22 protein-coding genes are annotated in these 25,363 nt (G+C 71.1%); 12 read left to right on the plus strand and 10 right to left on the minus strand.

Translation table 11 applies throughout. The features are described from left to right. Positions 1-7 precede the first annotated feature (7 nt). The 3 genes from SALPAC2_RS0100430 to SALPAC2_RS0100440 are packed head-to-tail and all read right to left on the minus strand — an operon-like array spanning position 8 to position 5,386. Positions 8-2,482 carry an AAA family ATPase gene (locus SALPAC2_RS0100430; RefSeq protein WP_018214665.1) on the minus strand — a complete coding sequence of 825 codons (2,475 nt, stop codon included), beginning with the start codon at positions 2,480-2,482 and terminating at the stop codon, positions 8-10. Further along, the gene (locus SALPAC2_RS0100435; protein WP_018214666.1) at positions 2,482-3,630 is read right to left on the minus strand and encodes an exonuclease SbcCD subunit D; all 1,149 of its coding nucleotides are present in this window, start codon (positions 3,628-3,630) and stop codon (positions 2,482-2,484) included. Before SALPAC2_RS0100435 ends, SALPAC2_RS0100430 begins: the two co-directional genes overlap by 1 nt. Positions 3,631-3,643: 13 nt before the next feature. Then, positions 3,644-5,386, minus strand: coding sequence for an ATP-binding protein (locus SALPAC2_RS0100440; RefSeq protein WP_018214667.1), 1,743 nt, complete (start codon positions 5,384-5,386; stop codon positions 3,644-3,646). Positions 5,387-5,546: 160 nt separating this feature from the next. On the opposite strand from SALPAC2_RS0100440, the gene SALPAC2_RS0100445 reads away from it, so the two are divergent. After that, on the plus strand, positions 5,547-7,217 hold the full coding sequence (locus tag SALPAC2_RS0100445; protein WP_018214668.1) for an alpha/beta fold hydrolase: 1,671 nt from the start codon (positions 5,547-5,549) through the stop codon (positions 7,215-7,217). A gap of 118 nt (positions 7,218-7,335) precedes the next feature. On the opposite strand, the gene SALPAC2_RS0100450 is transcribed toward SALPAC2_RS0100445, so the two are convergent. Further along, positions 7,336-8,121, minus strand: coding sequence for a pyrimidine reductase family protein (locus SALPAC2_RS0100450; protein WP_018214669.1), 786 nt, complete (start codon positions 8,119-8,121; stop codon positions 7,336-7,338). 150 nt (positions 8,122-8,271) lie between these two features. On the opposite strand from SALPAC2_RS0100450, the gene SALPAC2_RS0100455 reads away from it, so the two are divergent. The 6 genes from SALPAC2_RS0100455 to SALPAC2_RS0100480 all read left to right on the plus strand — a co-directional run bounded on the left by SALPAC2_RS0100455 (position 8,272) and on the right by SALPAC2_RS0100480 (position 14,966). Then, the gene (locus SALPAC2_RS0100455) at positions 8,272-8,817 is read left to right on the plus strand and encodes a plasmid pRiA4b ORF-3 family protein (protein WP_018214670.1); all 546 of its coding nucleotides are present in this window, start codon (positions 8,272-8,274) and stop codon (positions 8,815-8,817) included. Between the two features lie 269 nt (positions 8,818-9,086). Further along, on the plus strand, positions 9,087-10,373 hold the full coding sequence (locus tag SALPAC2_RS0100460; RefSeq protein WP_018214671.1) for an ABC transporter substrate-binding protein: 1,287 nt from the start codon (positions 9,087-9,089) through the stop codon (positions 10,371-10,373). Between the two features lie 219 nt (positions 10,374-10,592). Further along, complete coding sequence (locus SALPAC2_RS0100465) at positions 10,593-11,561, plus strand: carbohydrate ABC transporter permease (protein WP_026184258.1); 969 nt, start codon at positions 10,593-10,595, stop codon at positions 11,559-11,561. Between the two features lie 10 nt (positions 11,562-11,571). Beyond that, complete coding sequence (locus SALPAC2_RS0100470) at positions 11,572-12,414, plus strand: carbohydrate ABC transporter permease (RefSeq protein ID WP_018214673.1); 843 nt, start codon at positions 11,572-11,574, stop codon at positions 12,412-12,414. Further along, positions 12,411-13,844, plus strand: a complete 1,434-nt coding sequence (locus SALPAC2_RS0100475; RefSeq protein WP_018214674.1) for a GH1 family beta-glucosidase — start codon at positions 12,411-12,413, stop codon at positions 13,842-13,844. The genes SALPAC2_RS0100470 and SALPAC2_RS0100475 overlap by 4 nt, the downstream gene beginning before the upstream one ends. A 75-nt stretch (positions 13,845-13,919) precedes the next feature. Further along, positions 13,920-14,966, plus strand: a complete 1,047-nt coding sequence (locus tag SALPAC2_RS0100480; RefSeq protein WP_018214675.1) for a LacI family DNA-binding transcriptional regulator — start codon at positions 13,920-13,922, stop codon at positions 14,964-14,966. Between the two features lie 51 nt (positions 14,967-15,017). Here the strand turns inward: SALPAC2_RS0100480 and SALPAC2_RS0100485 are convergent, their stop codons facing one another. Both SALPAC2_RS0100485 and SALPAC2_RS0100490 read right to left on the minus strand, forming a co-directional pair. Further along, positions 15,018-16,229 carry an acyl-CoA dehydrogenase family protein gene (locus tag SALPAC2_RS0100485; protein ID WP_018214676.1) on the minus strand — a complete coding sequence of 404 codons (1,212 nt, stop codon included), beginning with the start codon at positions 16,227-16,229 and terminating at the stop codon, positions 15,018-15,020. Beyond that, positions 16,229-17,299: a phosphotransferase family protein gene (locus SALPAC2_RS0100490; protein WP_018214677.1), complete on the minus strand. Its 1,071-nt coding sequence runs from the start codon at positions 17,297-17,299 to the stop codon at positions 16,229-16,231. The genes SALPAC2_RS0100485 and SALPAC2_RS0100490 overlap by 1 nt, the downstream gene beginning before the upstream one ends. A 134-nt stretch (positions 17,300-17,433) precedes the next feature. Between SALPAC2_RS0100490 and SALPAC2_RS0100495 the strand changes: the two genes are divergently transcribed. Then, entirely contained in the window at positions 17,434-18,054 is a 621-nt protein-coding gene (locus SALPAC2_RS0100495; protein WP_018214678.1) for a GNAT family N-acetyltransferase, read from the plus strand. A gap of 181 nt (positions 18,055-18,235) precedes the next feature. Beyond that, positions 18,236-18,505 (plus strand): hypothetical protein, encoded by a 270-nt coding sequence (locus SALPAC2_RS0100500; RefSeq protein ID WP_018214679.1) that lies wholly within the window; start codon positions 18,236-18,238, stop codon positions 18,503-18,505. Between the two features lie 114 nt (positions 18,506-18,619). On the opposite strand, the gene SALPAC2_RS27650 is transcribed toward SALPAC2_RS0100500, so the two are convergent. Beyond that, positions 18,620-18,880 (minus strand): hypothetical protein, encoded by a 261-nt coding sequence (locus SALPAC2_RS27650; protein ID WP_018214680.1) that lies wholly within the window; start codon positions 18,878-18,880, stop codon positions 18,620-18,622. Positions 18,881-19,818: 938 nt separating this feature from the next. On the opposite strand from SALPAC2_RS27650, the gene SALPAC2_RS0100515 reads away from it, so the two are divergent. After that, positions 19,819-19,989 carry a hypothetical protein gene (locus SALPAC2_RS0100515; protein WP_223874056.1) on the plus strand — a complete coding sequence of 57 codons (171 nt, stop codon included), beginning with the start codon at positions 19,819-19,821 and terminating at the stop codon, positions 19,987-19,989. 118 nt (positions 19,990-20,107) lie between these two features. Here the strand turns inward: SALPAC2_RS0100515 and SALPAC2_RS0100520 are convergent, their stop codons facing one another. From SALPAC2_RS0100520 to bioB, 3 genes are all read right to left on the minus strand, one after another. After that, positions 20,108-21,679 (minus strand): aldehyde dehydrogenase family protein, encoded by a 1,572-nt coding sequence (locus SALPAC2_RS0100520; protein ID WP_018214682.1) that lies wholly within the window; start codon positions 21,677-21,679, stop codon positions 20,108-20,110. 336 nt (positions 21,680-22,015) lie between these two features. Then, complete coding sequence (gene bsaP / locus SALPAC2_RS0100525) at positions 22,016-22,303, minus strand: biotin synthase auxiliary protein BsaP (RefSeq protein ID WP_397540864.1); 288 nt, start codon at positions 22,301-22,303, stop codon at positions 22,016-22,018. 11 nt (positions 22,304-22,314) lie between these two features. After that, positions 22,315-23,310, minus strand: a complete 996-nt coding sequence (gene bioB / locus SALPAC2_RS0100530; protein WP_018214684.1) for a biotin synthase BioB — start codon at positions 23,308-23,310, stop codon at positions 22,315-22,317. Positions 23,311-23,493: 183 nt separating this feature from the next. On the opposite strand from bioB, the gene SALPAC2_RS0100535 reads away from it, so the two are divergent. Both SALPAC2_RS0100535 and bioD read left to right on the plus strand, forming a co-directional pair. Then, entirely contained in the window at positions 23,494-24,633 is a 1,140-nt protein-coding gene (locus SALPAC2_RS0100535) for an 8-amino-7-oxononanoate synthase (protein WP_018214685.1), read from the plus strand. After that, positions 24,621-25,361 (plus strand): dethiobiotin synthase, encoded by a 741-nt coding sequence (bioD, locus tag SALPAC2_RS0100540; RefSeq protein ID WP_018214686.1) that lies wholly within the window; start codon positions 24,621-24,623, stop codon positions 25,359-25,361. Before SALPAC2_RS0100535 ends, bioD begins: the two co-directional genes overlap by 13 nt. Positions 25,362-25,363: the final 2 nt, after the last annotated feature.

Here is a 25,363-nt window from a genome sequence, read left to right on the forward strand (position 1 = left end):
TCGGCGTTCACCGGCCGGTCCGTTCGATCCGGGCCGACCGGGCGTCCTTGCGGACCTCGAAGCGGACCGGTATGCGCTCGGCCAACGCCGGCACGTGGGTGACCACGCCCACCATCCGGTCGCCCCGCGCGGCCAGGTTCTCCAACGTGGCGGCCACCGTGTCGAGGGTGGCGGTGTCGAGGGTGCCGAACCCCTCGTCCAGCACGATGGACTCCAGGCTGGCCGCGGTGGTCGACATCCCGGCGAGCTGTTCGGCCAGGGCCAGCGCGAGCGCCAGCGACGCCTGGAAGGTCTCCCCGCCGGAGAGGGTGCGTACGCCCCGGCGCAGGCCGGCGTCGTGGTGGTCCACGACGAAGAACTCTCCCTTGTCGTGGACCAGGTCGTACTGGTCACCGGAGAGTTCGCGCAGGATTGTCGACGCCCCGTCCACCAGCAGGTCGAGCGCCTCGGCGAGCAGCCACCGTTCGAAGTTGTTCGCCCGCAGATGCCCGGCGAGCGCGCGGGCCACCTGCGCCTCACGTTCGTAGGTGGCGCGCTGCTCGCGTAGCTCACCGGCCTGCTCCCGGCGGCGGGTCACTTCCCGCAGCTGCGCCTCGGCCCGTTCGAGGGCGACCGCCGTGTCGCGGCCCGGGTCGCCGGTGGCCGGCACCCCGGCCGCCGCGAGGAGCCCGCCGATCCGCGCCTGGACCGCGGCCACCTGCGCCTCGGCCGCGCTCACCGCCGCCACCCGGTCGGGCCGCTCGGCGCGCCGTCGCGCCACTTCGGCGGTGGCCCAGTCGGTCAGCGTCGTCCACGCCGCCGCCACGTCCTCCCGGTCGGTGGCCGGCGGGCCGAAGCGGGCCAGCCCGTCCCGGGTCGTGTCGAAGGCCCGCCAGGTCTTGCGGAGCCGCTCCTGCGCGGAGTCCACCGCGGCCCGGGCCCGGCGGACCTCGTCCCGGCCGGCGCGGACCGCCGCCGCCGACTCCTCCAGCTCCTGCCGCAGCCGCCCGTGCTCGGCCAACGCCTGGTGCAGCGCCGCCGGCTCCGGGGCGTCGGCCAGCTGGGTGTGCAGGGCGGCCAGCCGTGCGTCGAGCTGCTCCTGCCGGACCCGCGCCGCCACCAGCTCCCGTTCCCGTTCGCGGGCGGCGCCGTCCCGCTGCGCCACGGTGGCCTTGGCCGTCTCGCTGGCCGCCCGCGCCGCCTTACCGGCCGCGACCGCCGCCGACACCGCCGAGGTGGCCGGGACCGCCGGAACCTGGGCGACGGTCTGCTCGCAGACCGGGCAGGTGGCCCCGTCGTGCAGCTGCTCCCGCACCGCCATCGCCAGGTCGGTCGCCTGGGCCTGCTCATGCGCCTGGAAGGCCGCCGCCAGGTCGGCCTCGGCCTGCTCGGCCGCCGCCTGCGCTGCGGTCAGGTCCGCCGTCGCCGCCGTGTGCCCGGCCTGGGCCGCCGCCACCGCCGTCTGGACCGTCTCGGCCTCGCCGGTCAGCTCCGCCCGGTCCTCGTACGCCCGCAGCAGCAGGCGCAGCGCGCTCTCGTCGCCGGCGGCGGCCAGCTCGCCGCGGAGCTTCTCCTCCCGCTCCTCGGCGAGCGCCACCACGGTCGTGGCCTGGTCCGCCTCGGTCTGTGCGGTCGCCACCGCCCGGGCCACCTCGGCCACCCCGCCGGGGGCGCGTACGGCGTCGAGCACGGCCAGGTCGGTGTCGAGGGCGGTCAGCGCCGCGCCCGCCTCCGAGGCCGCGGTGTGCGCCGCCGCGTGTTCGGGAACGGCGGCGGTGACGGCGGTGGCCAGCTCCCGCATCTGCTCGACGCGGGCCGAAACCTCGTCGAGGGTGGCGTCGTCGATGTCGGTGAGGCCGGTGAGGGTCTGGTTGACGACCTCGAACTTCGCCTCGGCCTGGCTGGCCCGGGTCCCCGCCTTCTCCCGTACCTGCTCGTAGACGCCGAGGCCGAGCAGGTTGACCAGGATCTCCTGCCGTTTCGCCGGTCGGGCGTGCAGGAAGTCGGCGAACTGCCCCTGCGGCAGCAGCACACAGCTGGTGAACTGCTCATACGGCAGCCCGACCGCCGTCAGTACCGCGTCTTCCATCTCGGCGACCGTGCCGGCGAGCACCTCGCCCAGGTCCTCCGGGCTGAGCCCGGTGTCGAGCTTGGCCGGGTCGAAGCCGGGCGGCATGAGCTGCAGGCCGGCGCCGGAGGTTTTGACGTTGCCCCGGCTGTCCCGCCGGACCACCCGGGTGGCCACGTAGCGGTCGCCGGCCGACTCGAAGACCAGCCGGACCCGCGCCTCGGCCGCCGACGGGGCGAGGGCGTTCGCCAACCCGCGGGTGCCACCCCACCGGGGTACGGTGCCGTAGAGCGAGAAGCAGATGGCGTCCAACACGGTGGACTTGCCGGAGCCGGTCGGCCCGACCAGCGCGAAGAAGTCGGCGTCGGTGAAGTCGATCGTCGTCGCCGCCCGGAAGACGGTGAAGCCGTCGAGATCCAGTCGCATCGGTCGCATCAGTGCTCGACCTCCTCGAAGAGCTCGTCGAAGAGTCCCCGGACGTCGTCGTCGGCGTGCCCCCGGTCGTCCAGGTAGTCGCCGAAGAGTTCCCGCGGTGACCGGCCGGCGCGCTGGGCGACGCGGGCCCCGCCGCCGGGCGCGGGCACCAGCTCCGGATCGATCCTGATCTCCAGGGCGCGGGGGAGGAGCTCCTGCACCTCCTCGCGGAGGCCGGCCCGGGGCTGCTCCCGGACGAAGACCCGCAGCCAGGCGTCCGGCACCTCGACCTCGGCGAGCTGCGCGAGCGTGCCCCGGACGGTCCGCAGGGTGGCGGCGGCGGGGATGGGCACCTCACGTACCTGGGCCGCCGTGGTGGCGGTCACCTCGACCACGGTCACCGACGGGACGTTCTCCTGCTCGCCGAAGTCGACCGCCAGCGGGCTGCCGCTGTAGCGGATCGGGCACCCGCCGTCGACCCGCTGGGCGCGGTGCAGGTGACCGAGGGCGACGTAGTGTGCGCTGCCGGGGAAGACCGTCGCCGGCACCGCGTAGCCCAGAACGGTGTGCGCGTCCCGCTCGCCGCCGCCGGTCGCCGCCCCGACCACGGTCAGGTGGGCGGTGACCAGGTGCACCCGGTTCGGCTCGGTGAAGCCCTCGGTCAACCGGGTGACGATCCGCCCCAGGTGGTCGGCGTACGTCTGGTTCGCCTCGGCGGCGGTCAGCTCGTACATCTCCACGGCCCGGACCGCGTACCGCTGGGACAGGAACGGCAGCGCGGCGAGCTGCCAGCGTTCGCCGCCGCCGGTCGTACCGTCGATGATGTGCTCGTTGGGGTCTTCGCGGACGTTGCCCCGCAGGGTGATGCCGGCGGCGTCGGCCCATGGCCGCAGCGCGTCCAGCGCCGCGCCGTTGTCGTGGTTGCCGCCGATCGCGACGACGTCGGCGCCGGTACGGCGCAGCGCGGTCAGCGCGCGGGTGACCAACCGGGTCGCCTCGGGGGTGGGGGCGGCGGTGTCGTAGAGGTCGCCGGCGATGATGATCAGGTCCGGCGCTTCCCGCCGGGCCACCTCGATCACCCCGGCGAGGACGGCCTTCTGCTCCTCGGCCCGGGACTGCCCCTTGAGAACCTTGCCGACGTGCCAGTCGGAGGTGTGCAGGATCTTCACGGCTCAAATCACCTCAGAACGGGATGTCGTCGTCACCGGAGCCCACCACGGCGAACGGGTCGGCCGACTGGGTGATCGACCGGAGGGTCTGGGAGGGCACCGCGCCCGCCTCCGCGACCCGCGTCGCCCAGGCGGGGAACGGAAACTCCAGGCAGAGGGGCACCGGGATGTCGGGCTGGTTGACGAACATCGTGCCCGGCTTCGCCAGCAGCGCCCGCTGCCGCTGCGCCGGCGGGAGGAAACCGTACTCGGGGCGGGACGCCTCGGCCGGGTCGAGTCGACCCACCACCCGGACCGCCGAGTTCGTGACGATGCGCCGCTCCACCTCGCTGGCGGTCTGCTGCGCGCCGATCAGGATCACCCCGAGGGAGCGGCCCCGCTCGGCGATGTCCAGCAGCACCTCCTTGATCGGGGAGGAGCCCTCGCGGGGGGCGTACTTGTTGAGCTCGTCGAGGACGACGAAGAGCAGCGGCTTGGCCGTGCCGGTCTTCTCCTTGCGCTCGAACTCGCTCTTGAGCGTCACGCCGACCACGAACCGTTGCGCCCGGTCCGGCAGGTTGTGCAGGTCAACCACGGTGACCTGCGCCGACTCCGCGGTGTTGATCCGGTGCGGGCGCCGGGTGGCCAGATCGCCGCGGATCAGCCGGGACAGGTCCTTCTTACTGCCGATCAACCGGCGGGCGAAGGCGTTGACGGTGCCGAGGCCGACCGCGCTGCCGGCCCAGTCGCCCCGGGTCTCGTCATCGTTGAGCTGCTCGACGATGTGATCGACCAGGTCGGCGTAGCTGCCGAGGCGGACCCCGTCGATGCTCACCCCACCGTCGGCGGGCTGCGCGTAGCGGGCCAGGTGGGCGGTGACCGAGTGCACCACCATCGTGTACTGCTGGCGCTCGTCGTCGGCGTCGGCGAAGACGTACGGCAGGAGGCGGTCGGCGCAGAACTCGTCGAGCGTCCAGTAGAAGCTGTCCACCCCGCTGAGCCGACTACTCACATCCGGCGTGCCGGTGGCGTCACCGGCCCGGGGCGGAGCGTAGACCCGTACGTCTCCGAAGGCCGCGGCGTCCAGACCGAGCCGGGCGTACGCCGTGCGGGTGGACTCGTCCAGCCGGGTGTTGGGGTGGTCGAGGAAGAGCAGGTCCTCGCCCTTGACGTTGAAGATCAGAGCTTTGGCGTTGACCGCGTCCCCGCCCAGGACGCCGGAGCGGAAGACCGAGTAGAGCAGGAAGGTGGCGAAGCTCGTCTTGGTGGCGACGCCGGAAATGCCGGAGATGGAGACGTGCGCGCCCCGGGTGCCGTCGAGGAAGTCGGCGTTGAGGTAGACCGGCACCCCGTCGCGGCCGGTACCCATCGGGATCCGCCGCTCCATCCGGTCGAAGTGCAGCGCCCGGGCCCGGGCGTCCCCCTCGGCCCGGTGCACGACGGCGCCCGGCGACGGCGGAACGTAGAGCTCCGGGTCGACCCGGGTGGTGGTGATCTCGGCGGCCTCCTGTACCTGGGCGGGGAGCATGCCGTCGGCGATCGCGAAGACGTCGGAGTCGAACTGGGCGCCCTCGTGTCGAGCGCGTACCTGGGTGACCACCCCGGCGATCGTCACCGGCTCCCGGTCCGGCAGCTCGCGCCGGGTGGCCACCACGTCGTCGAGCTGCAGGTAGCTGGTGGGGGAGACCGCCGTCCAGAACTGCAGCGGGGTGGCGTCGGCGGTGCCGAGCACCCGGCCGACCAGCTCGCCCGGGCTGTCCGCGGCGTCGTCGGTCATCGGGTCACTCCGTGGGGCTGGGGGGCGAGGTCGGCAGACACGTCCTGCATCCTGCCCGAGACCTACGACCAGCCGCCACGTGACGCGGCGGAGACCACGCCGTGCCTGCTGTCGGCGGATTCGCCACGAGCCGGGCGAGAGCTGGGCGATGCTGTAACGGATGAAGCTGCGGGAGGAGTGGCTGCGGACGCCCCGCGGTCGGTTCAAGGCGCTGGTCGCACTGGCGGCGGTGCTACCGGCGGTGGAGGCGACGATCATCGCGGTGCTCGGGTTCCAGGCTGTGCGCGGGCTGTCGCCGCAGGTGAGCGCCGTCTGGCCGTACGGCACCTTCCAGGAGCTGCGCTGGCTGTTCGTCTACCACCGCACCATCCCCGGGTTCTTCATCACGTTGGTGGGGATGTCGGCGCTGCGGGGAGTCCTCACCACCGTCCTGGCGAACCTGGCCTGGCCGGACGACATCCCCCGTCCGTCGTGGCGCTGGCTGCTGCGGCGCAACATCTGGATCGCCATCCTCACCGCGGTGCTCCTCTCGCCCTGGGTGGCGCTGGCGATGGCCTTCGCCACGACCGGGCTCTCTTGGTATCTGATCGCCTCGCTGCTGCCGTTGCTGCTGCTCGCCCCGTTCCTGCTGCGGGCCGGGGTGGCCGCGCACTGGTGGCGGGGTCTGCCGCGGCTCGAGGTGGTGGGCTGGGCGTGGCTGAACTTCATCGTGCTCACCATCGGCGGTGCGGTGCTGTCGGCGGTGCCCATCTGGTGGGGTGTCCCGTTGGCCGCGTTCTGGGGTGCGGTCAACGGCCTGCTCTGGCGGAAGAGCGTCGCCGCCGCTCTGGCCCCCGGCCGGGTTCGCCTCCGGCTCGTACCGGTGGTGCCGCTGTTGGTGGCGCTCATCCTGCTCAGCTTCCCGGCGATGCCGCTGGCGGCCGAGCGGGTCCAGGGCGGGCGCGGCGGGTGGCGACCGCCGATCATGACAGAGCCGTTGCCGGACTCGGTCCCGTACGCGGTGATCGCCCTCGGTGGGCACGACTCCGAGTACGACGGTGAGCCGGCGGCGGATCCGCGGGTGGAGCGGTTCTCCTACCTCGGACTGGATGAACAGAACCGGCCGTTGCCGTACACGGCGGTGGCCACCCACCGGTCGTTGGGCGACAGCGCGGCCCTGTTGGCGGAGCAGGTCGAGGTCCTGCACGAGCGGACCAACCGGCCGATCGCCCTGCTCGGGCACAGTGAGGGGGCCATGGTGGCCCGGACCTACCTGGAGCGGTGGCCGATGACGGAGGTGGAGGCGGTGCTGCTGTTCAGCCCGCTGGTGATGCCGGGCCGGGTGTACTACCCACCCGCGGAGATCAGGCGGGGGTGGGGTGTGGTGGCCGGTTGGGAACTGCGCGCGCTGCAGTCGCTCTGGAACCTCACCGACACCTCGGAGGAGGAGCCGGACCAGGATTTCATCCGCTCGTTGCTGGCCGATGCCCCGTTCTACCGAAACCGTACGCTCTGCCCGGTGGCGGGGGTGCGGATGGTGGCCTTCCTGCCGACGGTCACCGCGATCGAGGCGCCGCCCGGCCAGTACCACCGGATCCCGGTGTACGAGCTGCCCGCGTTCCACGGTGAGCTGGTCGGCCGGGCCGACGTCGCGGACCTGGTGCTCGACTTCCTCTCCGGCGATTCGGTGCAGCGGTCCGAGATGCAGTACGAGGTGCTCCAGCGCATCGGCTCGGCCTGGCAGCCACCGCCGTTGGCCCTGGGAATCAACCCGGTCTGGTCGGCGGGGCGGGAGGCGGACCCCGCCTTCACCGGCCGGATCTGCGAGGCCCGCGACGCCGCGCCGCGATAGGTCCGGCCCGCGATGCCACGCCGCGATAGGTCCGGTGCGCGGCGCCCGCGCCGCGATAGGCCGGGTGCGCGACGCCCCGCCGGGACAGCTTCGCGGGTGCTGCCGCGGGCGGGTGGGGTCAGTCGCGGGCGTAGCGAAGCAGCAGCCCGCCGTCGGCGGCGGCGAGCACGTGCCGCAGCGGCAGGTGCCGCACCGGGCTGGGCTCCCCGGCGGTGATCCGGCCCGGCCCGGCGCCGGCCAACAGCGGGGCGACGGTCAGGCAGACCTCATCGACCAGGTCGGCGGCGGTGAGCGCGCCGAAGAGGTGCGGGCCGCCCTCGCAGAGCAGCTGGTCGAGCCCGCGGCGACGCAGCTCGGCCAGGCCGGTGGCGAGGTCCACCCGGTCGTCGCCGCATTCGACGAGGTCGGCGACGTCGGCCAGGCCCGGCGGGGCGGTGGCGGCGGTGCGCGTGAGCACGATCGGGCGTACCGGTGCGTCGGCGAGGGCGGGATGGGTCGGGTCGAGGTTGGCCGAGCCGGAGACCACGACCAGGGTCGGGCACTCCGGTAGGCCGTGTTCCCGGCGCCAGGCACGGCGTCGCTCGTCCAGCCGGAGTGGCCGGTACCGCTCGTGGCGCATCGTGCCGCCGGCGACCACGAGAGCGTCGCAGAGCATCCGCAGCAGGCGGAAGACCCGCTTGTCCGGCTCGCCGGAGAGCCCGGCCGAATAGCCGTCGACGGTGACCGCGCCGTCCACGCTGGTGACGAAGTTGACGCGCAGGCGTGATCGATCGGGACCCCCGGTGCGCGGGGCCTCCGCGGAGTTGAGGTCGGTTCGGCCGTAGCAGGCGGTGAGCGCGGAGTCGTCGAGCGGCATGCTGGACGGTGCCGGCCAGAGAGCGGTAATCGGCGTTTCGACGGTCATTCGCTGGCCGGACCCGTGACCGGAGGGGGTGGTGGAGGGGTACGGTGCTGGCAGTCACACCAGTTTTGGCCGCGACAGTCGTCGTGCCGCCTCGCCCGGCACGCTCGGCAGATCATGGTCGCAGCTTATTCTGCGGGAGGACGGGATAGCATGCCGCGTCAGATCTTCCAGCTGCGGATTTCTCTGGCCGGGGTCCGGCCGCTGGTCTGGCGTCGGGTGCTGGTCCCGGGCGGCTTCACCCTGGACCGGGTGCACCGGGTGGTGCAGCACGCGATGGGTTGGCGGGACTGCCACCTGCACTCGTTCGAGGTCGACGGTGAGCAGTTCGGGGAGCCCGACCCGGACGGCGAGCTGTCGCTCCGTGACGAGCTGGAGGTGCGGCTCGACGCGGTGGTCGGTAAGGGCAGCCGGTTCCACTACACCTACGACTTCGGCAACTGGTGGGAGCACGATCTGGTGGTGGAGGACGTCCTCCTAGCCGATCCGGAGGAGCGTTATCCCGACTGTCTGGATGGGGAACGGGCGTGCCCGCCGGAGGATGTCGGCGGTCCGGCCAGCTATCTGGAGCTGCTGGCCGCGTTCGCTGATCCGGGTCATCCCGAGCATCACATGTTGCGGGACTGGGCAGGGGACCGCTTTGATCCGGCCGTCTTCGATTCCGGTCGGGTGGGCACGTTGCTTCGTCGATTCTGCTGACCTATTTCGCCACTTCGGGGCGCTGACCCGGGAAAAGCACCTTTTCGCAGCGGGGATCATGAGCGCGCGGTAACGATCTGGGATTCACCCCCATCGGCCTATTGACACGTCTGACACCTCCCGGCAATCTCATGGGAGCGTTCCCAGTGATGTGGTACGGCTCATTTGTCCACGCCGGACCGTCGTCGAATCCATCATCGTCGGCCGACGCCCCGTACCGCATCGCCCATCACGACAGACGCAGCCTCACATCGAAAAGAGGGGTCAGGATGAGCCTCACCACGCGGCGTTCCCGCCTGGCGGCCAGCGCCCTTGCCGCGATCACCGCCGTCGGCGGTCTCGCGGCCTGCGGCAACGATGACGAGCCGGCCGCGGGCGAGAAGCCCAGCAAGCTGATCGTCGATACGTTCGGCGAGTTCGGCTACGAAGAACTCATCAAACAGTACGAGAAGGACACCGGCATCAAGATCGAGCTGCGCAAGACGGCGCAGTTGGGCGAGTACCGGCCCAAGCTGGTGCGCTACCTGGCCACCGGCAAGGGTGCGGGTGACGTGATCGCGCTGGAGGAGGGCATCCTCAACGAGTTCAAGTCCAACCCGCGTAACTGGGTGGATCTCGCCCCGCTGACCGACGACCACTCCGAGGACTACCTGCCCTGGAAGTGGGAGCTGGGCAAGGCGCCGGACGGCCGACTGATGGGTCTGCCGACCGATGTCGGTAGCCTCGCCGTCTGCTACCGCAAGGATCTCTTCGAGGCGGCTGGCCTGCCCACCGAGCGGGATGAGGTGTCGGCGCTCTGGCCGGACTGGGACAGCTTCCTGGAGACCGGCCGGGCGTACAAGGAGGGCAGTGGCGGCAAGGCCCTCATCGACTCGATCACCGCCGTCTCCGACGCTTCGCTCTTCCAGCAGGGCGACGACCTCTTCTACGACAAGGAGAACAACATCATCGCGGAGACCAGCCCCGCGGTGAAGGCGGCCTGGGACACCGCGATCTCGATGGTCGACATCTCCGCCAAGGCCGCCACCTGGTCACAGGAGTGGTCCGCCGGCTTCAAGCAGGGCAGCTTCGCGGCCACCTTCTGCCCCTCCTGGATGCTTGGCATCGTCGCGGAGAACTCCGGCGAGGCGAACAAGGGCAAGTGGGACGTGGCGGCGGTGCCCGGCGGCGGCGGCAACTGGGGCGGCTCCTGGCTGGCCGTGCCGGAGCAGAGCGCCTACCACGAGGAGGCGGCGAAGCTCGCCGAGTTCCTGACCAACGCCACCAGCCAGGTGGAGGCCTTCAAGGCCAAGGGTCCGCTCCCCACCCACCTGGAGGCGCTGCAGGACGAGGCGTTCCTCAGCTACACCAACGAGTACTTCAGCGGCGCCCCGACCGGCAAGATCTTCGGCGAGAGCGTGAGCAAGATCGAGCCGATCCACCTGGGGCCGAAGCACCAGGCGGTGAAGGAGAACGCCTTCGGGCTGGCGCTGCGGGCGTACGAGAACGGACAGGCCAGTGAGGACGAGGCCTGGCAGCAGTTCGTCAAGGACGCCGAGATTCAGGGCGCCTTCTGAGTGAATCCGACCTGGTGGCGTTCGGACACCGTTCCGGGCGCCACCGGTCGGTCCCGGACCGGGGTGCGGCCACCTGCTGGTACTGCGTGGTGCGTCGCGCCCTGCGCGAGGGCACCAACCCTGCCAGGAAAGGAACCCCATGAGCCACCCTGAGCGGGCCGCTGGTCGACTTGACCTGCCAGCACCGCAGGTCGGCACGGAATGCAGCGGAGCGCTGACATGAGCCACTCGACCACCGCGGCCCCGCCGACACCGGCAGCACCACCCCCGCCCGGCGGCACCCCCAAGCGCTGGCGGCTCTCCCTGGCCCGCCTGGACATCAAGTACTCGCCGTACCTCTACATCACGCCGTTCTTTCTGGTCTTCGGCATCTTCGGGCTCTACCCGATGCTGCGTACCGCCTGGATGTCGCTGCACGACTGGGATCTGATCGGCGATCGCACCTTCATCGGGTTTGACAACTACACCCGGCTACTCACCGACGAATACTTCTGGAACGCGCTGATCAACACGTTCGGCATCTTCGCGTTGTCGACCGTCCCGCAGCTGTTGCTGGCGCTCTTTCTGGCGAACCTGCTCAACCGCACCCTGCTGCGGGCCAAGGCCTTCTTCCGGTTGGCCATCTTCATCCCGAACGTCGTCTCGGTCGCCGCGGTCGCGATCGTCTTCGGCATGCTGTACCAGCGGGAGTACGGGCTGGTCAACTGGCTGCTCGGGTTCGTCGGGATCGACCAGATCGACTGGGATGGGCAGACCTGGAGCTCCTGGACGGCGATCGCGTCCATGGTCAACTGGCGGTGGACGGGTTACAACACCCTGATCCTGCTCGCCGGCATGCAGGCGATCCCCCGGGACCTCTACGAGGCGGCGGAGATCGACGGCGCCGGCCAGTGGCGGCAGTTCTGGCGAATCACCCTGCCGCTGCTCCGGCCGACGTTCATCTTCGTGGTCATCCTCTCCACGATCGGGGGCATGCAGCTCTTCACCGAGCCACTGCTCTTCGCCAACGGCAACATCATCGGCGGCACCCAGCGCGAATTCCAGACCCTGGCCATGTACATGTACGAGATGGGCATCACGAATTTGAACAGCGCCGGTTACGGGGCGGCGGTCGCCTGGGCCCTCTTCATGATCATCGGCCTGATGTCGCTGCTCAACTTCGTCCTCGTCCGCCGCGCGGCCAAGTGAGGAGCCCCCGATGATCTCCGCATCCAAGCGTCTCTGGCGCACCAGCCCGTTGACCTATCTCGCCCTCGTCCTGGCGACCCTGCTGTCGATCTACCCCTTCTACTACATGGTGGTGATCGGCACCCGCACCCTGGACTCGATCAATGACATCCCGCCGCCGGTCACTCCCGGCGGTGCCTTCAGCGACAACTTCGGCCGGGTGCTCGACAACGACGCGGCCAACTTCCTCACCGGCATGATGAACTCGATCATTGTCGCCTCGGTGGTCACCGTGTCGGTGGTCCTCACCGGCTCGCTCGCCGGCTTCGCCTTCGCGAAGCTGCGCTTCCGGGGCCGCAACATCCTGCTGCTCTCCATCGTCGTGACGATGATGATCCCCACCCAGCTGGGCATCATCCCGCTCTGGGGCATGATGCAGACGCTGGGGTGGTACGACACCCTCTACGCGGTCACCGTGCCGTTCCTGGTCACCGCCTTCGGCGTCTTCATGATGCGGCAGTACGCCAGCCAGGCGGTCTCCGACGAGCTGATCGAGGCCGGCCGGATCGACGGTGCCAGCACCCTGCGGATCTACTGGAACATCGTGCTGCCCGCGCTGCGCCCGGCCGCCGGTGTCTTGGGGTTGCTGACCTTCATGGAGACCTGGAACTCCTTCCTCTGGCCGTACGCGGTGCTCACCCCGGAGAACCCGACGTTGCAGGTCTCCCTCTCCTTCCTGTCGTACGCGTACTACACCGACTACTCACAGGTCTTCGCCGCCACCGCCGTCGGCACCCTGCCGTTGGTCATCGTCTTCCTCCTGTTCGGCCGCCAGATCATCGGCGGGATCATGGAAGGTGCCGTCAAGTCGTGAGTAATCCTGCGAGCCCACCCGCCGCCGGCGTTCTCGCCGAACGCCCGCCGCTGACCTTCCCGCCCGGCTTCCTCTGGGGCGCCGCCACCGCGGCCTACCAGATCGAGGGTGCGGCGGCCCTCGGCGGCCGGACCCCGTCGATCTGGGACACCTTTAGCCACACCCCCGGGCGGGTGGTGGCCGGGCACACCGGTGACGTGGCGTGCGACCACTACCACCGGCTCGACCTGGATGTCGCCCTCATGGCCGAGCTGGGGCTGAAGTCGTACCGGTTCTCGGTCTCCTGGCCTCGGGTGCAGCCCGGCGGCACCGGCCCGATCAACCAGGAGGGGCTCGACTTCTACCGGCGGCTGGTGGACCAGCTGCTGGCCAACGGCATCGAACCGTGGCTGACGCTCTACCACTGGGACCTGCCGCAGCCACTGGAGGACGCGGGCGGCTGGCCGGCCCGGGACACCGCCGCCCGGTTCGCCGACTACGCCGCCCTGGTCGCCGGCGCGCTCGGCGACCGGGTGCGGTACTGGACCACACTCAACGAGCCGTGGTGCTCGGCCTTCCTCGGGTACGGCTCCGGGGCGCACGCCCCGGGTCGGTCCGACCCCGCCGACGCGGTGCGCGCCGGTCACCACCTGCTGCTCGGCCACGGGCTGGCCGTGCCGGCAGTGCGGGCAGCGGCCCAGTCCGACGTTGAGGTCGGGGTGACCCTCAACCTGTACCCGGTCACCCCGGCCACCGACTCGCCCGGCGACGCCGACGCGGCACGCCGGATCGACGGGCTGGCGAACCGGTTCTTCCTCGACCCACTGCTGCGCGGTTCGTACCCGGCGGATCTGTTGTCCGACCTGAGCCCGGTCACCGACTTCGGGCACGTGCGCGCGGAGGACCTGACCACCATCGCCGCCCCGCTGGATCTGGTCGGCATCAACTACTACAGCCGGCACGTGGTCGCCGCGCCGACGGGGGGCCCGCCGGAGCCGTACTGGCGGAAGCCGTCGTGCTGGCCCGGCAGCGAAGGCGTTCGTTTCGTCACCCGGGGCATACCGGTCACCGACATGGACTGGGAGATCGACCCTCCCGGGCTGGTCGAGACGTTGCGGCGGGTGCACGAGGAGTACACCGACCTGCCGCTGTACATCACCGAGAACGGTTCGGCCTTCGTGGACGCGGTCGTGGACGGTCAGGTGGACGACCCGGAACGGACCGCCTACTTCGACGCACACCTGCGCGCCGCACACCAGGCGATCGCCGCGGGTGTCCCGCTGCGAGGCTATTTCGCCTGGTCGTTGCTGGACAACTTCGAGTGGGCCTGGGGCTACACGAAGCGCTTCGGCATGATCCACATCGACTACCGCAGTCAGACCCGCACCCTGAAATCCAGCGGTCGCTGGTACGCCGAGACAATCCGACGCAACGGTTTGGCTGCAGAATAGGCTCGAACCAGCTATCCGGGTGGTCCCGGTGCCACCGGTGGGCACCGGGGCCTTCCGCCGTCGGAGGAGCAGACGATGACAACGCAGCGCACCCGCTCGCTCGGGCGCCCGACTCTCGATGCGGTCGCCGCACGCGCCGGCGTTGGCCGGGGCACGGTCTCCCGCGTCGTCAATGGTTCACCCCAGGTCAGTCCCGAGGCCCGCGCCGCGGTGCAGCGGGCGATCGCGGAACTGGGGTACGTGCCGAACCGGGCCGCTCGCGCCCTGGTTACCCAGCGGACCGACTCGATCGCCCTGGTGGTGTCAGAATCCGGGGACCGGGTGTTCGCCGAACCGTTCTTCGCCGGCATCGTGCGGGGCGTCAGCTCCGGCCTGTTGGGGACCCCGTTCCAGCTCTGGCTCGTGATGGTCCAGTCCCCGAGCGAGCGGGAGCGGGTCGAGCACCACCTGACCAACCAGCACGTTGACGGCGTCCTACTGTTGTCGCTGCACGACGCCGACCCGCTGCCCACGCTGCTGGCAGAGCGGGGCCTGCCCACCGTGCTCGGGGGCCGGCCAGCCCAGATGCTGCACTCCGACGCGGAGCCGGCCTGGCTCGTGGACGCGGACAACGTCGGCGGGGCCCGGCGCGCGGTGGAGTACCTCGTCGGGCGGGGACGGCGGCAGATCGCGACCATCACCGGCCCGCAGGACATGGGCGCCGGCCTGGGGCGGCTGACCGGCTACCAGGAGGCGGTCGCGAAGACGCCGAGCGGGGGCAGGCCAGACCTGATCGCGTACGGGGACTTCAGCGAGGGCAGTGGGGAGGCTGCGATGCGCCAGCTGCTGGCCGCGTGCCCGGACCTGGATGCGGTCTTCGTCGCCTCGGACCTGATGGCGTTCGGTGCGCTCCGGGCGTTGCGGGAGGCCGGTCGGCGGGTGCCCGAGGACGTGGCCGTGGTGGGCTTCGACGACGCACCGATCGCCCGCCAGTCGGACCCGCCGCTGACCACGGTCTTCCAGCCGATCGAGGAGATGGGACGGCAGATGGCCCAGTTGCTGGTGTCCCGGATCCGGGGCGAGCAACGGGCCACCACGAACATCCTTCTGGACACCGAGTTGATCGAGCGTGCCAGCACCTGATCGCCACCGCCGACGGGCCGGCGCCGCGGAGGTGGTGTCCGGGGCAGCGATTCAGGCGTAGCGGCGGAGTTCGCGGCGGGCCAGAGCGGCCTTGTGGACCTCGTCCGGCCCGTCGGCGAGGCGCAGGGTGCGGGCCTGGGCCCAGAGCGCCGCCAGCGGGGTGTCCTGGCTGACTCCGGCACCCCCGTACGCCTGGATGGCCTTGTCGATCACCCATTCCGCCATCGACGGTGTGTCGATCTTGATGGCCTGGATCTCGGTGTGCGCGCCCTTGTTGCCGACCGTGTCCATCAGCCAGGCCGTCTTCAGCACCAGGAGTCGGGACTGCTCGATGCGGACCCGCGCCTCGGCGATCCACTCTCGCACCACCCCCTGCTCGGCGATCGGTCGGCCGAACGCCACCCGGTCGAGGGCACGACGGCAGAGCAGCTCCAGCGCTCGCTCCGCCATGCCGATCAACCGCATGCAGTGGTGGATCCGGCCGGGACCGAGCCGGGCCTGGGCGATGGCGAAGCCGGCCCCCTCCGCACCGATCAGGTTCTCCACCGGCACCCGGACGTCGGCGAAATCGATTTCGGCATGGCCACCGTGTGGGCCGTCGTGGTAGCCGAAGACATGTAGCCCGCGCCGGACGGTGACCCCAGGTGTGTCCCGCGGTACCAGGATCATGCTCTGCTGCCGGTGCCGGGCGGCCGACGGGTCGGTCCGGCCCATCACCACGAAGATCTGACAGGCCGGATCCATGGCGCCGGACGACCACCACTTGCGGCCGTTGATCACGTAGTGGTCGCCGTCTCGGATGATCCGGGTGGCGATGTTGGTGGCGTCGGAGGAGGCGACCTCCGGCTCGGTCATGCAGAACGCCGAGCGGATCTCCGCCGCCAGCAGCGGGCGCAGCCACCGCTGGCGCTGGGTCTCGGTGCCGAACTCGGCGAGCAGCTCCATGTTGCCGGTATCCGGTGCCGCACAGTTGAGCGCCTCCGGGGCGAGGTGCGGGCTGCGGCCGGTCAGCTCGGCGAGCGGAGCGTACTGCAGGTTGGTCAGCCCGGCGCCGTGGTGGGGGTCGGGGAGGAAGAGGTTCCACAGGCCCCGCCGGCGGGCCGCCGCCCGCAACTCGGCCAGCACCGGCGGCCGAGCCCACTGGTCTGCGGCGGCCGCGACCTGCTCGGCGTAGACCGCCTCAGCCGGGTAGACCTGCTGCTCCAGGAAGTCGGTCAGCTCGGAACGCAGCCGTTCGGTGTGGGCGTCGTGGGTGAAGTCCATCAGCTCCTCCTCGAGACGGCGGTCAGTCCGTACGCGACCAGCGGAGCGACCATCTCGCCGATCTGGTCGAAGCCCGCGCCGACGGTTTGTCCCTGGCGGTGCCGGTAGTGGATGCCCTCGCAGATCACCGCGAGCTTGAAGCACCCCAGGGCCACATGCCAGTCCAGCGGGCCGACATCGATCCCGCTGCGGCTGGCGTACCGTTCGATCAGCTCGGCGCCGGCGGGGAAGCCGGCCCGGGGCCCCAGCCCGTCGGCCACGGGGTTGCTCGGGACCGCATCGCCGCCCATCGCATCCCAGTAGGTCAGCAGGAGGCCCAGGTCCGCCAGGGGGTCGCCGAGGGTGGCCATCTCCCAGTCGAGCACCGCCTGGACGGCGACCGGGCTGACGGTGGCGAGGAGGTTGTCCAGCCGGTAGTCGCCGTGCACGATCCGCCCCGGGCCGGAACTCTCCGGAGCGGTGCCGGCCAGTCGGTCGCGCAGCTCGTCGATGCCGGGCAGCGGCCGGCTCCGAGAGCTGTCGAGCTGGCCGGACCAGCGGCGGACCTGGCGGGCGAGAAAACCTTGTGGGCGGCCGAAGTCGGCTAAGCCAACGTCCGCCGGGTCCACGGTGTGCAGCGCGGCGAGGGTGTCCATCATCGCCAGCGCCAGCTCCCGCCGCTGCCCGCGGGGGAGTGGGTCGGTCTGCGCCCGGGAGCGGAACACCGTGCCGGGCACGCGGTCCATCAGATAGAACGGCGCCCCGATCACCTCCGGGTCGGTGCAGAGCAGCAGCGCCTCCGGCACCGGCACCTCGGTCGGGGCGAGCGCCGAGATGACCCGGAACTCCCGCGCCATGTCGTGTGCGGTAGCCAGCACGTGGCCCAGCGGCGGCCGGCGCAGCACGATCGCTTGCCCACCCGTACCGAGCAGGTACGTCAGGTTGGACCGGCCGCCGGCGATCAGCTGGGCGCTCAGTGGCCCGTCGCCCAGGTCCGGCCGATGCGCGGCGAGGTAGCCGGCGAGCCGGCTCAGGTCCAGACCCGGCGGGGAGCCGGTCGGTGCGGAATCGTCGATGGCCGGCTCGGTCATCCGAACAGTTGATGGCAGCTCACTTCTGATGTCAAGGCTGGCTCCAGTTCTCGGTGTCGAAATCGACCCGTCACCCTGGGTTACGGGTTCTGCAACAGCGCTGGGGGAGGGTCGTACCGGGGAAAGGGGTAGACATGACGTGGTGGGGACAACAGACCCTGGTGGCGGACCGGCCGGCCGGTCCGGTGGTTCGAGGACTAGCCGACCTGGTCACCCTGCGCCTGCCGGACGGCGCCGAGGTGGACGTACGCCCAGCGGCCGGCGACGACCTGATCGGCGTGGTCGACCTGCACGAGCGGTGTTCGGCGCGCAGCCGCAACCGCCGCTACCACGGTGGGTCGGCCCGACCCGCCCCGGCACGATTGCGCCAACTGTTGGAGCCGGCCCGGGGAGTCACCCTGCTGGCCACGCCGACCGTTTTCCATGCGCCGACCGCGCCGGTGGTGGCGATGGCCAATCTGCTCGGCGAGGGGGACCTGGCCGAGGTGGCGTTGCTGGTACGCGACGACTGGCAGCGCCGCGGACTCGGATCGGCGCTGTTGCGTCGGCTTTTGTGGCAGGCGGAGCGGAGTGGATACGCTGCGCTGGGTCTGCACATCCAGGCGGAGAACACCCCGATGCTGCGGGCAGTCCGCCGGTTGGAGCGGCCATCGGTGGTGGACCGGGACGGCTCGCTGTTGACCCTGACGGTGCCGTTGACCGCGACAGTCTCCCCGGACGGGGCGCCGCTGGACCTCTCCGCCATAACACCGTGATCGTTTTGGGCTGCTGTCGCTATCAAGCTTCGGTCGCTAAAGCATTTTCGGGCTGGGTGGCAACCAGCCCGGGTTCCGGGTGTCGTCGCGCGCAAATGGCGATGATTTTGTGTAGCGCACCCGAACACATTCCCTCGTATTGTTAAAGGAGCACCACCTCCCACCCCGAGGGGGCACTCCTATGTTCAATGACTTTCTGATCTCTATCATCCGCACCGCTGTCCCGGTCGCTGTCGGTGCCGTACTGGCCTGGCTCGCCTCCAAAACGGGAATCATCCTCGACGCCGACTCCTCCGCCGCGTTGACCGCCAGCACGGTTGCCGTCGCCGTTGCCGTCTACTATGCCCTCGCCCGTGCCCTGGAGATCCGGTGGCCCTGGCTCGGTGTGCTGCTGGGACGGCGGGCGAAGCCGGTCTACGAGGTGTCGCGTACCAGCAAGGGCGAGGGCTGAGGCGCTCGTTCGTCCCGCTGCCTGCTGTGGCGGGTCAGTGGTGGTGGGTGACCCGAAAGCCACCCACCACCATCACCGGTGCGGTTCACCGTTCCTTTCCGGAATTTGTTCCGTTCAGGACGGCGTTGTCAGCTGCAACCAGGGGTTGTTGCAGGTGAAGTTCTGCCCCTGCGTGGCGCATTCGGTTTCCCACACCTCGCCGTCGGTGGTCAGCACCTTTACCCAGGCGTCATTGCCGGCGGCGGAGATGGCGACCCCGCAGACGGATTCTCCCGGATAATTGGCGTTTCCGCTGAGATCGGTCCAGGTGTAGGGCCCCGGCGGTGCTGGGTTGAGAGTTCTGCGACCGGCATAGGTGACCCCGTCCGAAACCACCGCACTGAACTCCTCGGAGTTTGATGGGGCAAGACTGTCGATGTCAGCGCAGGGTCCGGGTGGTCCGGTGGGTCCGGGTGGGCCTGTTGGTCCGGGTGGTCCGGTGGGTCCGGGTGGGCCTGTTGGTCCGGGCGGTCCGGTGGGTCCGGGTGGGCCTGTTGGTCCGGGCGGTCCGGTGGGTCCGGGTGGGCCTGTTGGTCCGGGCGGTCCGGTGGGTCCGGGCGGGCCTGTTGGTCCGGGTGGTCCGGTGGGTCCGGGCGGTCCGGTGGGTCCGGGTGGGCCTGTCGGTCCGGGTGATCCNGGGCCTGTCGGTCCGGGTGATCCGGTGGGTCCGGGCGGGCCTGTTGGTCCGGGCGGTCCGGTGGGTCCGGGCGGGCCTGTTGGTCCGGGCGGTCCGGTGGGTCCGGGCGGGCCTGTTGGTCCGGGCGGTCCGGAAGGCCCCGGTGGTCCGGAGGGGCATGTGTGTCCACACTTGTCGTCCCAGTAACCGTGGTCCCAGTCTTCCTGCCCCCAGCCTCCCCGGTCCCAGTGTCCGCGGTCCCAGTCGCCTTGGTCCCAGCCCCGTTCCTCGTCCGGGTAGGCCGCCATGTTCGTGCTCGTGCCGCTGCCCCAGACGTGGCCGAAGGCGGGGGCGGTCAGGCCGACGAACGCGAAGGTGAGCGGTGTCATGACGCCAATGGCCACCCACCGTTTGCGACCCGCCAGCAGGCCTGATCCCAGCCTCTGGTGATGATGGCGATTCATGACCCTCCTCGTTGATTGACTCCGAAATAACTTCCTACCCTTCGTATCTGATATTTTGTCGCACTATCCATGTTTTGCGAAACTTATCCGTTTTATGCACCTTTAGGGCCGTGTGCTGGGCGCTGGAAGCAGGCCGGACGCCTTCGACGGAGGCCATCGCGGCAATCGTTACTAGCGGCGAGGATGACCCGTCGTTGCTGCCGGACGCCGTGTTGATGTTGTTCGCGGCGTTGGGTTTCACCCCGCGGGACCTCGACTATCTCCGCCTCCGGGACCGGCTCTGGAGTTCGGTCTATGGCGGAGGAGCGACGCGGGACGAGTTGGTCGCGCATTACCAGCAGCTGGCCGCTCGATGGAAGCAGTGACGGTCGCGCAGGGGGCGGTGGATGGCACCTTGTTGGGGCCATCCACCGTCCGTCCATAGGACATGGCTACGTCGAGGCGACAGAGCCGGCTCGTCTGCCGACGGAGCCGGGCGAGGCGTCAGACGTTCGGCGGTAGCGCCGTCCGGTCCGGGAAGTTGCCGTAGAGCCGATCGTCGTCCCCGCCGACGGTGACCGCCTGGACCAGCAGGTCGCCGCCGACGAAGGCGCCCTTCCAGGAGGCGCCCCGCCCACCGAACGGCTCCTGGCGGTCGCCTCGGGAGCGGGGCTTGTTGATGCCGACCTTGAACGCCTGTACGTCCATGGCGAGCTTCGCCGCCTCGTCCTCGTCGTCGCAGGCGAGGGAGGCGACCAGCGCGCCGTTGGAGGCGTTCATCGCGGCGAGGAGTTCGTCGGTGGTGTCCACCACCACGATCGTGTCGACCGGACCGAACGGCTCGGCGTGCATCAGCCGAGATCGACCGGGTGGGGCGAGCAGCACCGACGGCGCCACGTAGGCGGAGGTGTCCTGCCCGTCGAGGAACGGCGCCCCATCGAGCCGGCCCCGGTGCAGCGGGACCGCCCCGCCCCGGACCGCCTCGTCGACCTTACGGCGCAGCTCGTCGGCCTTCGCCGCGCTGATCAGGGGTCCGAAGTCCAGTTCGGGGAGGGGGTCGCCGGCGGACCATCCGTCGCCGACCGCCAGTGGGTGTCCGAACCGTACGGATCGCACCACCGGCAGGTACATGTCGAGGAACTGGTCCACCAGGTTCCGTTGTACGACGAAGCGTGGGTAGGCGGTGCAGCGCTGCTTGCCGTACTCGAAGCCCTTCTTGAGGTGCGCGGCGAGCTGATCCCATCGGGAGAAGTCCCAGATCCCCCAAGCGTTCAGCCCTTCCTGCTCGATGAAGTGCCGCTTGTCGGTGTCCAGCAGCGCCGCCGCGACCTTGCCGCCGTTGGAGCGCCCGCCGACGAAGGCCACCGCGCCGACCTCCGGGGCGCGGACCAGCACCTCGGAGAGCTCCTCCCCGCTGCCGGAGATCAGTGTGGCGGGTAGGCCGGCACGGCGCAGTAACGCGTGCGCGACGGTGAGGCAGACCGCGCCCCCCTGCGACGGCGTCTTGGCGATCACGGCGTTCCCGGCGAGGAGCTGCACCAATTCGGCGTGGACCAGGACGCTCATCGGGTAGTTCCATGAGGCGATGTTGCTCACCGGACCGGGAAGTGGTTCCCGACCGTCGGCGAGCATCCGGTCGATCTCGTCGACGTACCACCGGACCCCGTCCAGGGCCCGGTCGACGTCGGCGGCGGCGAGCCGCCACGGCTTGCCGATCTCCCAGACGAGCAGGAGGGCGAGGAGGTCGCGGTGGGCGGTCAGGGCCTCCAGGGCCTCGACGACCCGTGTCTTCCGGTCGGCGAGGGGGGTGTCGGCCCAGTCCCGGTGCGCGGCGGCGGCGTGGGCGACCGCGGCGCGCGCGGCCGTCGCGTCCAGTCGGGGGAGTCGGACCAGGGTGGTGTTGTCGACCGGCGTGCGTACGGTGGCGGGGGTGCCGACCGCACGCCAGTCGCCCTCGATCAGGTTGTGCAGCGTGCGGATGCCGTCGGTCGGGGCGGAAAAGGCTTCGGGGGCGGCGGCCACCGCGCGGTCGAGGACCTCGGACCAGGCGGTCCCGTCGGCGAGTCGTAGAGCCATCGCGATCTCCTCAGGGTTGTCCGGGGAGCGGCGGCGTCGATGGCACCGCTGGTGTGGCGTACTGTCGCCCGCCGCGGGTGGGGGCGGCAACAGTACGTTCGTATGTCAGGACGGCGGGCTGCCCCGGGGCCGCTTGTTCAGCGGTGGGGGAGTCGCCCTGTCGCCGTCCTGACCTGGCCGAACAACCCGATTCGATCGAAGATTGTGAATGCTGTGAGGAATCTCCGGACGCCGTCGGTCCCGGGTCCCGCCGTGCTCGACGTGGCTGCTGGGCCCGGGTCCCGCCGTGCTCGACGTGGCTGCTGGGCCCGGGTCTTGCCGTGCTCGACGTGGCTGCTAGGCCCGGGTCTCGCCGTGCTCGACGCAGACCGCCGCCCAACCGACCGGCAGTACCTGCACCTTCATCCGTCGCCGGCAGTGCCCGCAGTAGCGGGGTGGCTCCAGCTGCCGGGCGGCCCGGCAGGCGGTGTGCTCCCCCTCGCCGGCCGGCGTACCGCACCGGTCGCACCAGGAGGCACCGACCCGCGTCGGTTCGCCGACCCGCGTCGGGTCGCCGGCCCCCGCCGGGCCGCCGAACCGTGTCGACGTACCAAGCGGGGCGGGACCCGTCGTGTCGCTGCTCATCCCGGCCGGGCTCACAGCGTCTCGGAGAGCGCCTTGATCGGCATCTTCAGGTCCTGGAGCAGCTCCAGGTCCGTCGTGGCCGGGCGACCCAGCGTGGTCAGGTAGTTGCCGACGATCACCGCATTGATGCCGCCGAGCAGACCGCTGCGGGTACCCAGATCGCCGAGCGTGAGCTCGCGGCCACCGGCGTACCGGAGGATCGTGCGGGGCATGGCGAGCCGGAACGCGGCGATGGCGCGCAGCGCGTCCTTCCCCTCGACCACCGAGCGGTCCCCGAGCGGAGTGCCGGGCCGGGGGTTGAGGAAGTTCAGCGGAACCTCGTGCGGGTCCAGCTCGGCGAGCTGGGCGGCGAACTCGGCGCGCTGCTCAACGCTCTCCCCGAGGCCGAGGATGCCACCGCAGCACACCTCCATGCCGGATTCGCGGACCATCCGCAGCGTCTCCCAGCGCTCCTCCCAGGAGTGGGTGGTCACCACGTTCGGGAAGTACGAGCGGCAGGTCTCCAGGTTGTGGTTGTAGCGGTGTACACCCATCTCGACCAGCTCGTCGACCTGCTCCTGGGTGAGCATGCCGACCGAGGCCGCCACCTGGATGTCGACCTCCGCCCGGATCGCGGCGACGCCCTCCCGTAGCTGCCGCATCAGCCGGTCGTCCGGGCCGCGCACGGCGGCAACGATGCAGAACTCGGTCGCGCCGGTCTTCGCGGTCTGCTTCGCGGCCTCCACAAGTGACGGAATGTCCAGCCACACCGCGCGGACCGGCGAGGTGAACAGGCCGGACTGCGAGCAGAAGTGACAGTCTTCCGGGCAGCCGCCGGTCTTCAGCGAGACGATTCCCTCGACCTCGACCTCCGGCCCACACCAGCGCATGCGTACCTCGTGCGCGAGCTGGAGAGCGGCGGGCAGGTGCTCGTCGGGGAGGTTCAGCACGGCGAGGACACCGGCCTCGTCGAGGCCGACGCCGTTCTCCAGTACCTGGGTGCGGGCCTGGTCGAGGATCTCTGGCATGGCCGTACCCTACAAGGCTTCCGCGTCGGGGAGGAGCCGCCGGTGCGGCGCGGGCCAACCACCAGCGGGACCGGGGCGCGGCACGCCGGGGTGGCGCGCGGCACGCCGAAGCGGGGTCCGGCCAGGTGGTACGTTCGCCCCGGCGGAGGCGCCCGGCGAGCGGGAGCCGGGGAAGGAGCGTCGGTGTCGGACTGGCTTGCGGCCCTGGACCGCCGAGCTGAGCTGCGCGCCAAGGCGGGGCTGACCCGCACCCTCCGCCCCCGGGCCGCCGCCGACGACGACATCGTTGACCTGGCCGGAAACGACTACCTCGGCCTGTCGAGACACCCCGCGGTGACCGCGGCGGCCACCGCGGCGCTCGACGAGTACGGGCTGGGCGCCACCGGGTCCCGGCTGGTGCGGGGCTCCACCGCACCGCATCACGCCCTCGAAGAAGATCTCGCCGGTTGGCTCGGCGCCGAACGCGCACTGCTCTTCTCCTCCGGCTACCTGGCCAACGTCGGCGCGGTCCGGGGCCTGGTGCGGCCGCGGACGCTCCTGGTCTCCGATGCGCACAACCACGCGTCGCTGATCGACGGGTGTCGGATTTCCGGTGCGGAGACCATGGTGACCCCGCACGCCGACGTGGACGCGGTCCGGGCCGCGCTCGCCGCCGCGCCGGGTCGCCCGGCGGTGGTGGTGACCGAGTCGGTGTTCTCGGTTGACGGGGACCTCGCTCCCCTCGCCGAGCTGCACGCGGTCGCCCGGGAACACAACGCGTTGCTGCTGGTGGACGACGCCCACGGGCTCGGTGTGGTCGGGCCTGGTGGTGCCGGGGGAGCGGCCGCGGCCGGTCTGGCCGGGGAGCCCGACGTGATCGTCACCGCGACCCTCTCCAAAGCGTTGGGCGGAGCCGGCGGTGTGGTCGCCGCTCCGGCGGAGTTTGTCCGGCACCTGGTCGACACCGGGCGGACGTTCATCTTTGACACCGCCCCGCCGCCGGCGGTGGCGGCCGGGGTGCGGGCCGCCATGGAGCTCGCCTGGAGCGGCGAGCAGCTGCGGGTGGAGCTCGGTGACCGGGTTGCGTACGCGGTCCGGCGGTTGCGAGCCGCCGGGCTGACCGGGTCGGCGCCGAAGGGGGCCGTCGTGTCGGTGACCGCCCCCGGACCGGAGGCGGCCGTCGCCTGGGCCACCGACTGCCGGGACCGGGGCGTCGCGGTCGGCTGCTTCCGTCCCCCCTCCACCCCGGACAGCCGCTCCCGGCTCCGGCTGACCATCAACGTCGGGGTCCCCCGGGCGGACTTCGAGCGGGCCCTGGAGGTCATCGTGGAGTGCGCACCGTGAGTGCGACGCCGTGGCGGGGACCGGTACTGGTGACCGGCACCGACACCGGGGTCGGCAAGACGGTGGCGACCGCGGCGGTCACCGCGGCGGCGCAGGCCGCCGGGCTGCGGGTCGCGGTGGTCAAGCCAGGCCAGACCGGTACGGCCACCGGCGACCCGGTCGACATCGACGAAGTCACCCGACTCGCCGCCCCGCTGACAGGGCGCACGCTGGCGAACTTCCCCGACCCGCTGGCCCCGCTGGCCGCGGCCCGGGTCGCCGAGTTGCCGCCACTGGAGCTGTACACGGCGGTTGACGCCGTCCGCGCGGAGGCCGACAAGCACGACCTGGTCCTGGTCGAGGGGGCCGGCGGACTGCTCGTGCCGATGGGGCTGCGTCCGTCGGGTGAGCCGTGGACGATGGCCGATCTCGCGGTATCGCTGGGCTGCCCGGCCGTGGTGGTGGCGCGGGCCGGTCTGGGCACCCTGAACCACACCGCGCTCACCCTGGAGGCGTGCGAACGCCGGGCGGTGCCGGCGGGGGTGCTGCTCGGTGCCTGGCCGGCCGAGCCGGAGCTGGTTCACTGGGCGAACCTGACCGAGCTGGTGCCGTACCTGGTGGGGGCGTTGCCGGCCGGGGCCGGGGCGATCGATCCGGGCGTTTTCCGGCGGTCCGCGCCGGGATGGCTCACCCCGGCGCTGTATGGGGTGCTCGACGACTGGCGGGCCTGGGCCGAGGAGGTCCGCTGAGC

It is taken from the genome of Salinispora vitiensis, assembly GCF_000378825.1.
In the GTDB taxonomy this organism is placed as follows: Bacteria; Actinomycetota; Actinomycetes; order Mycobacteriales; family Micromonosporaceae; genus Micromonospora; species Micromonospora vitiensis.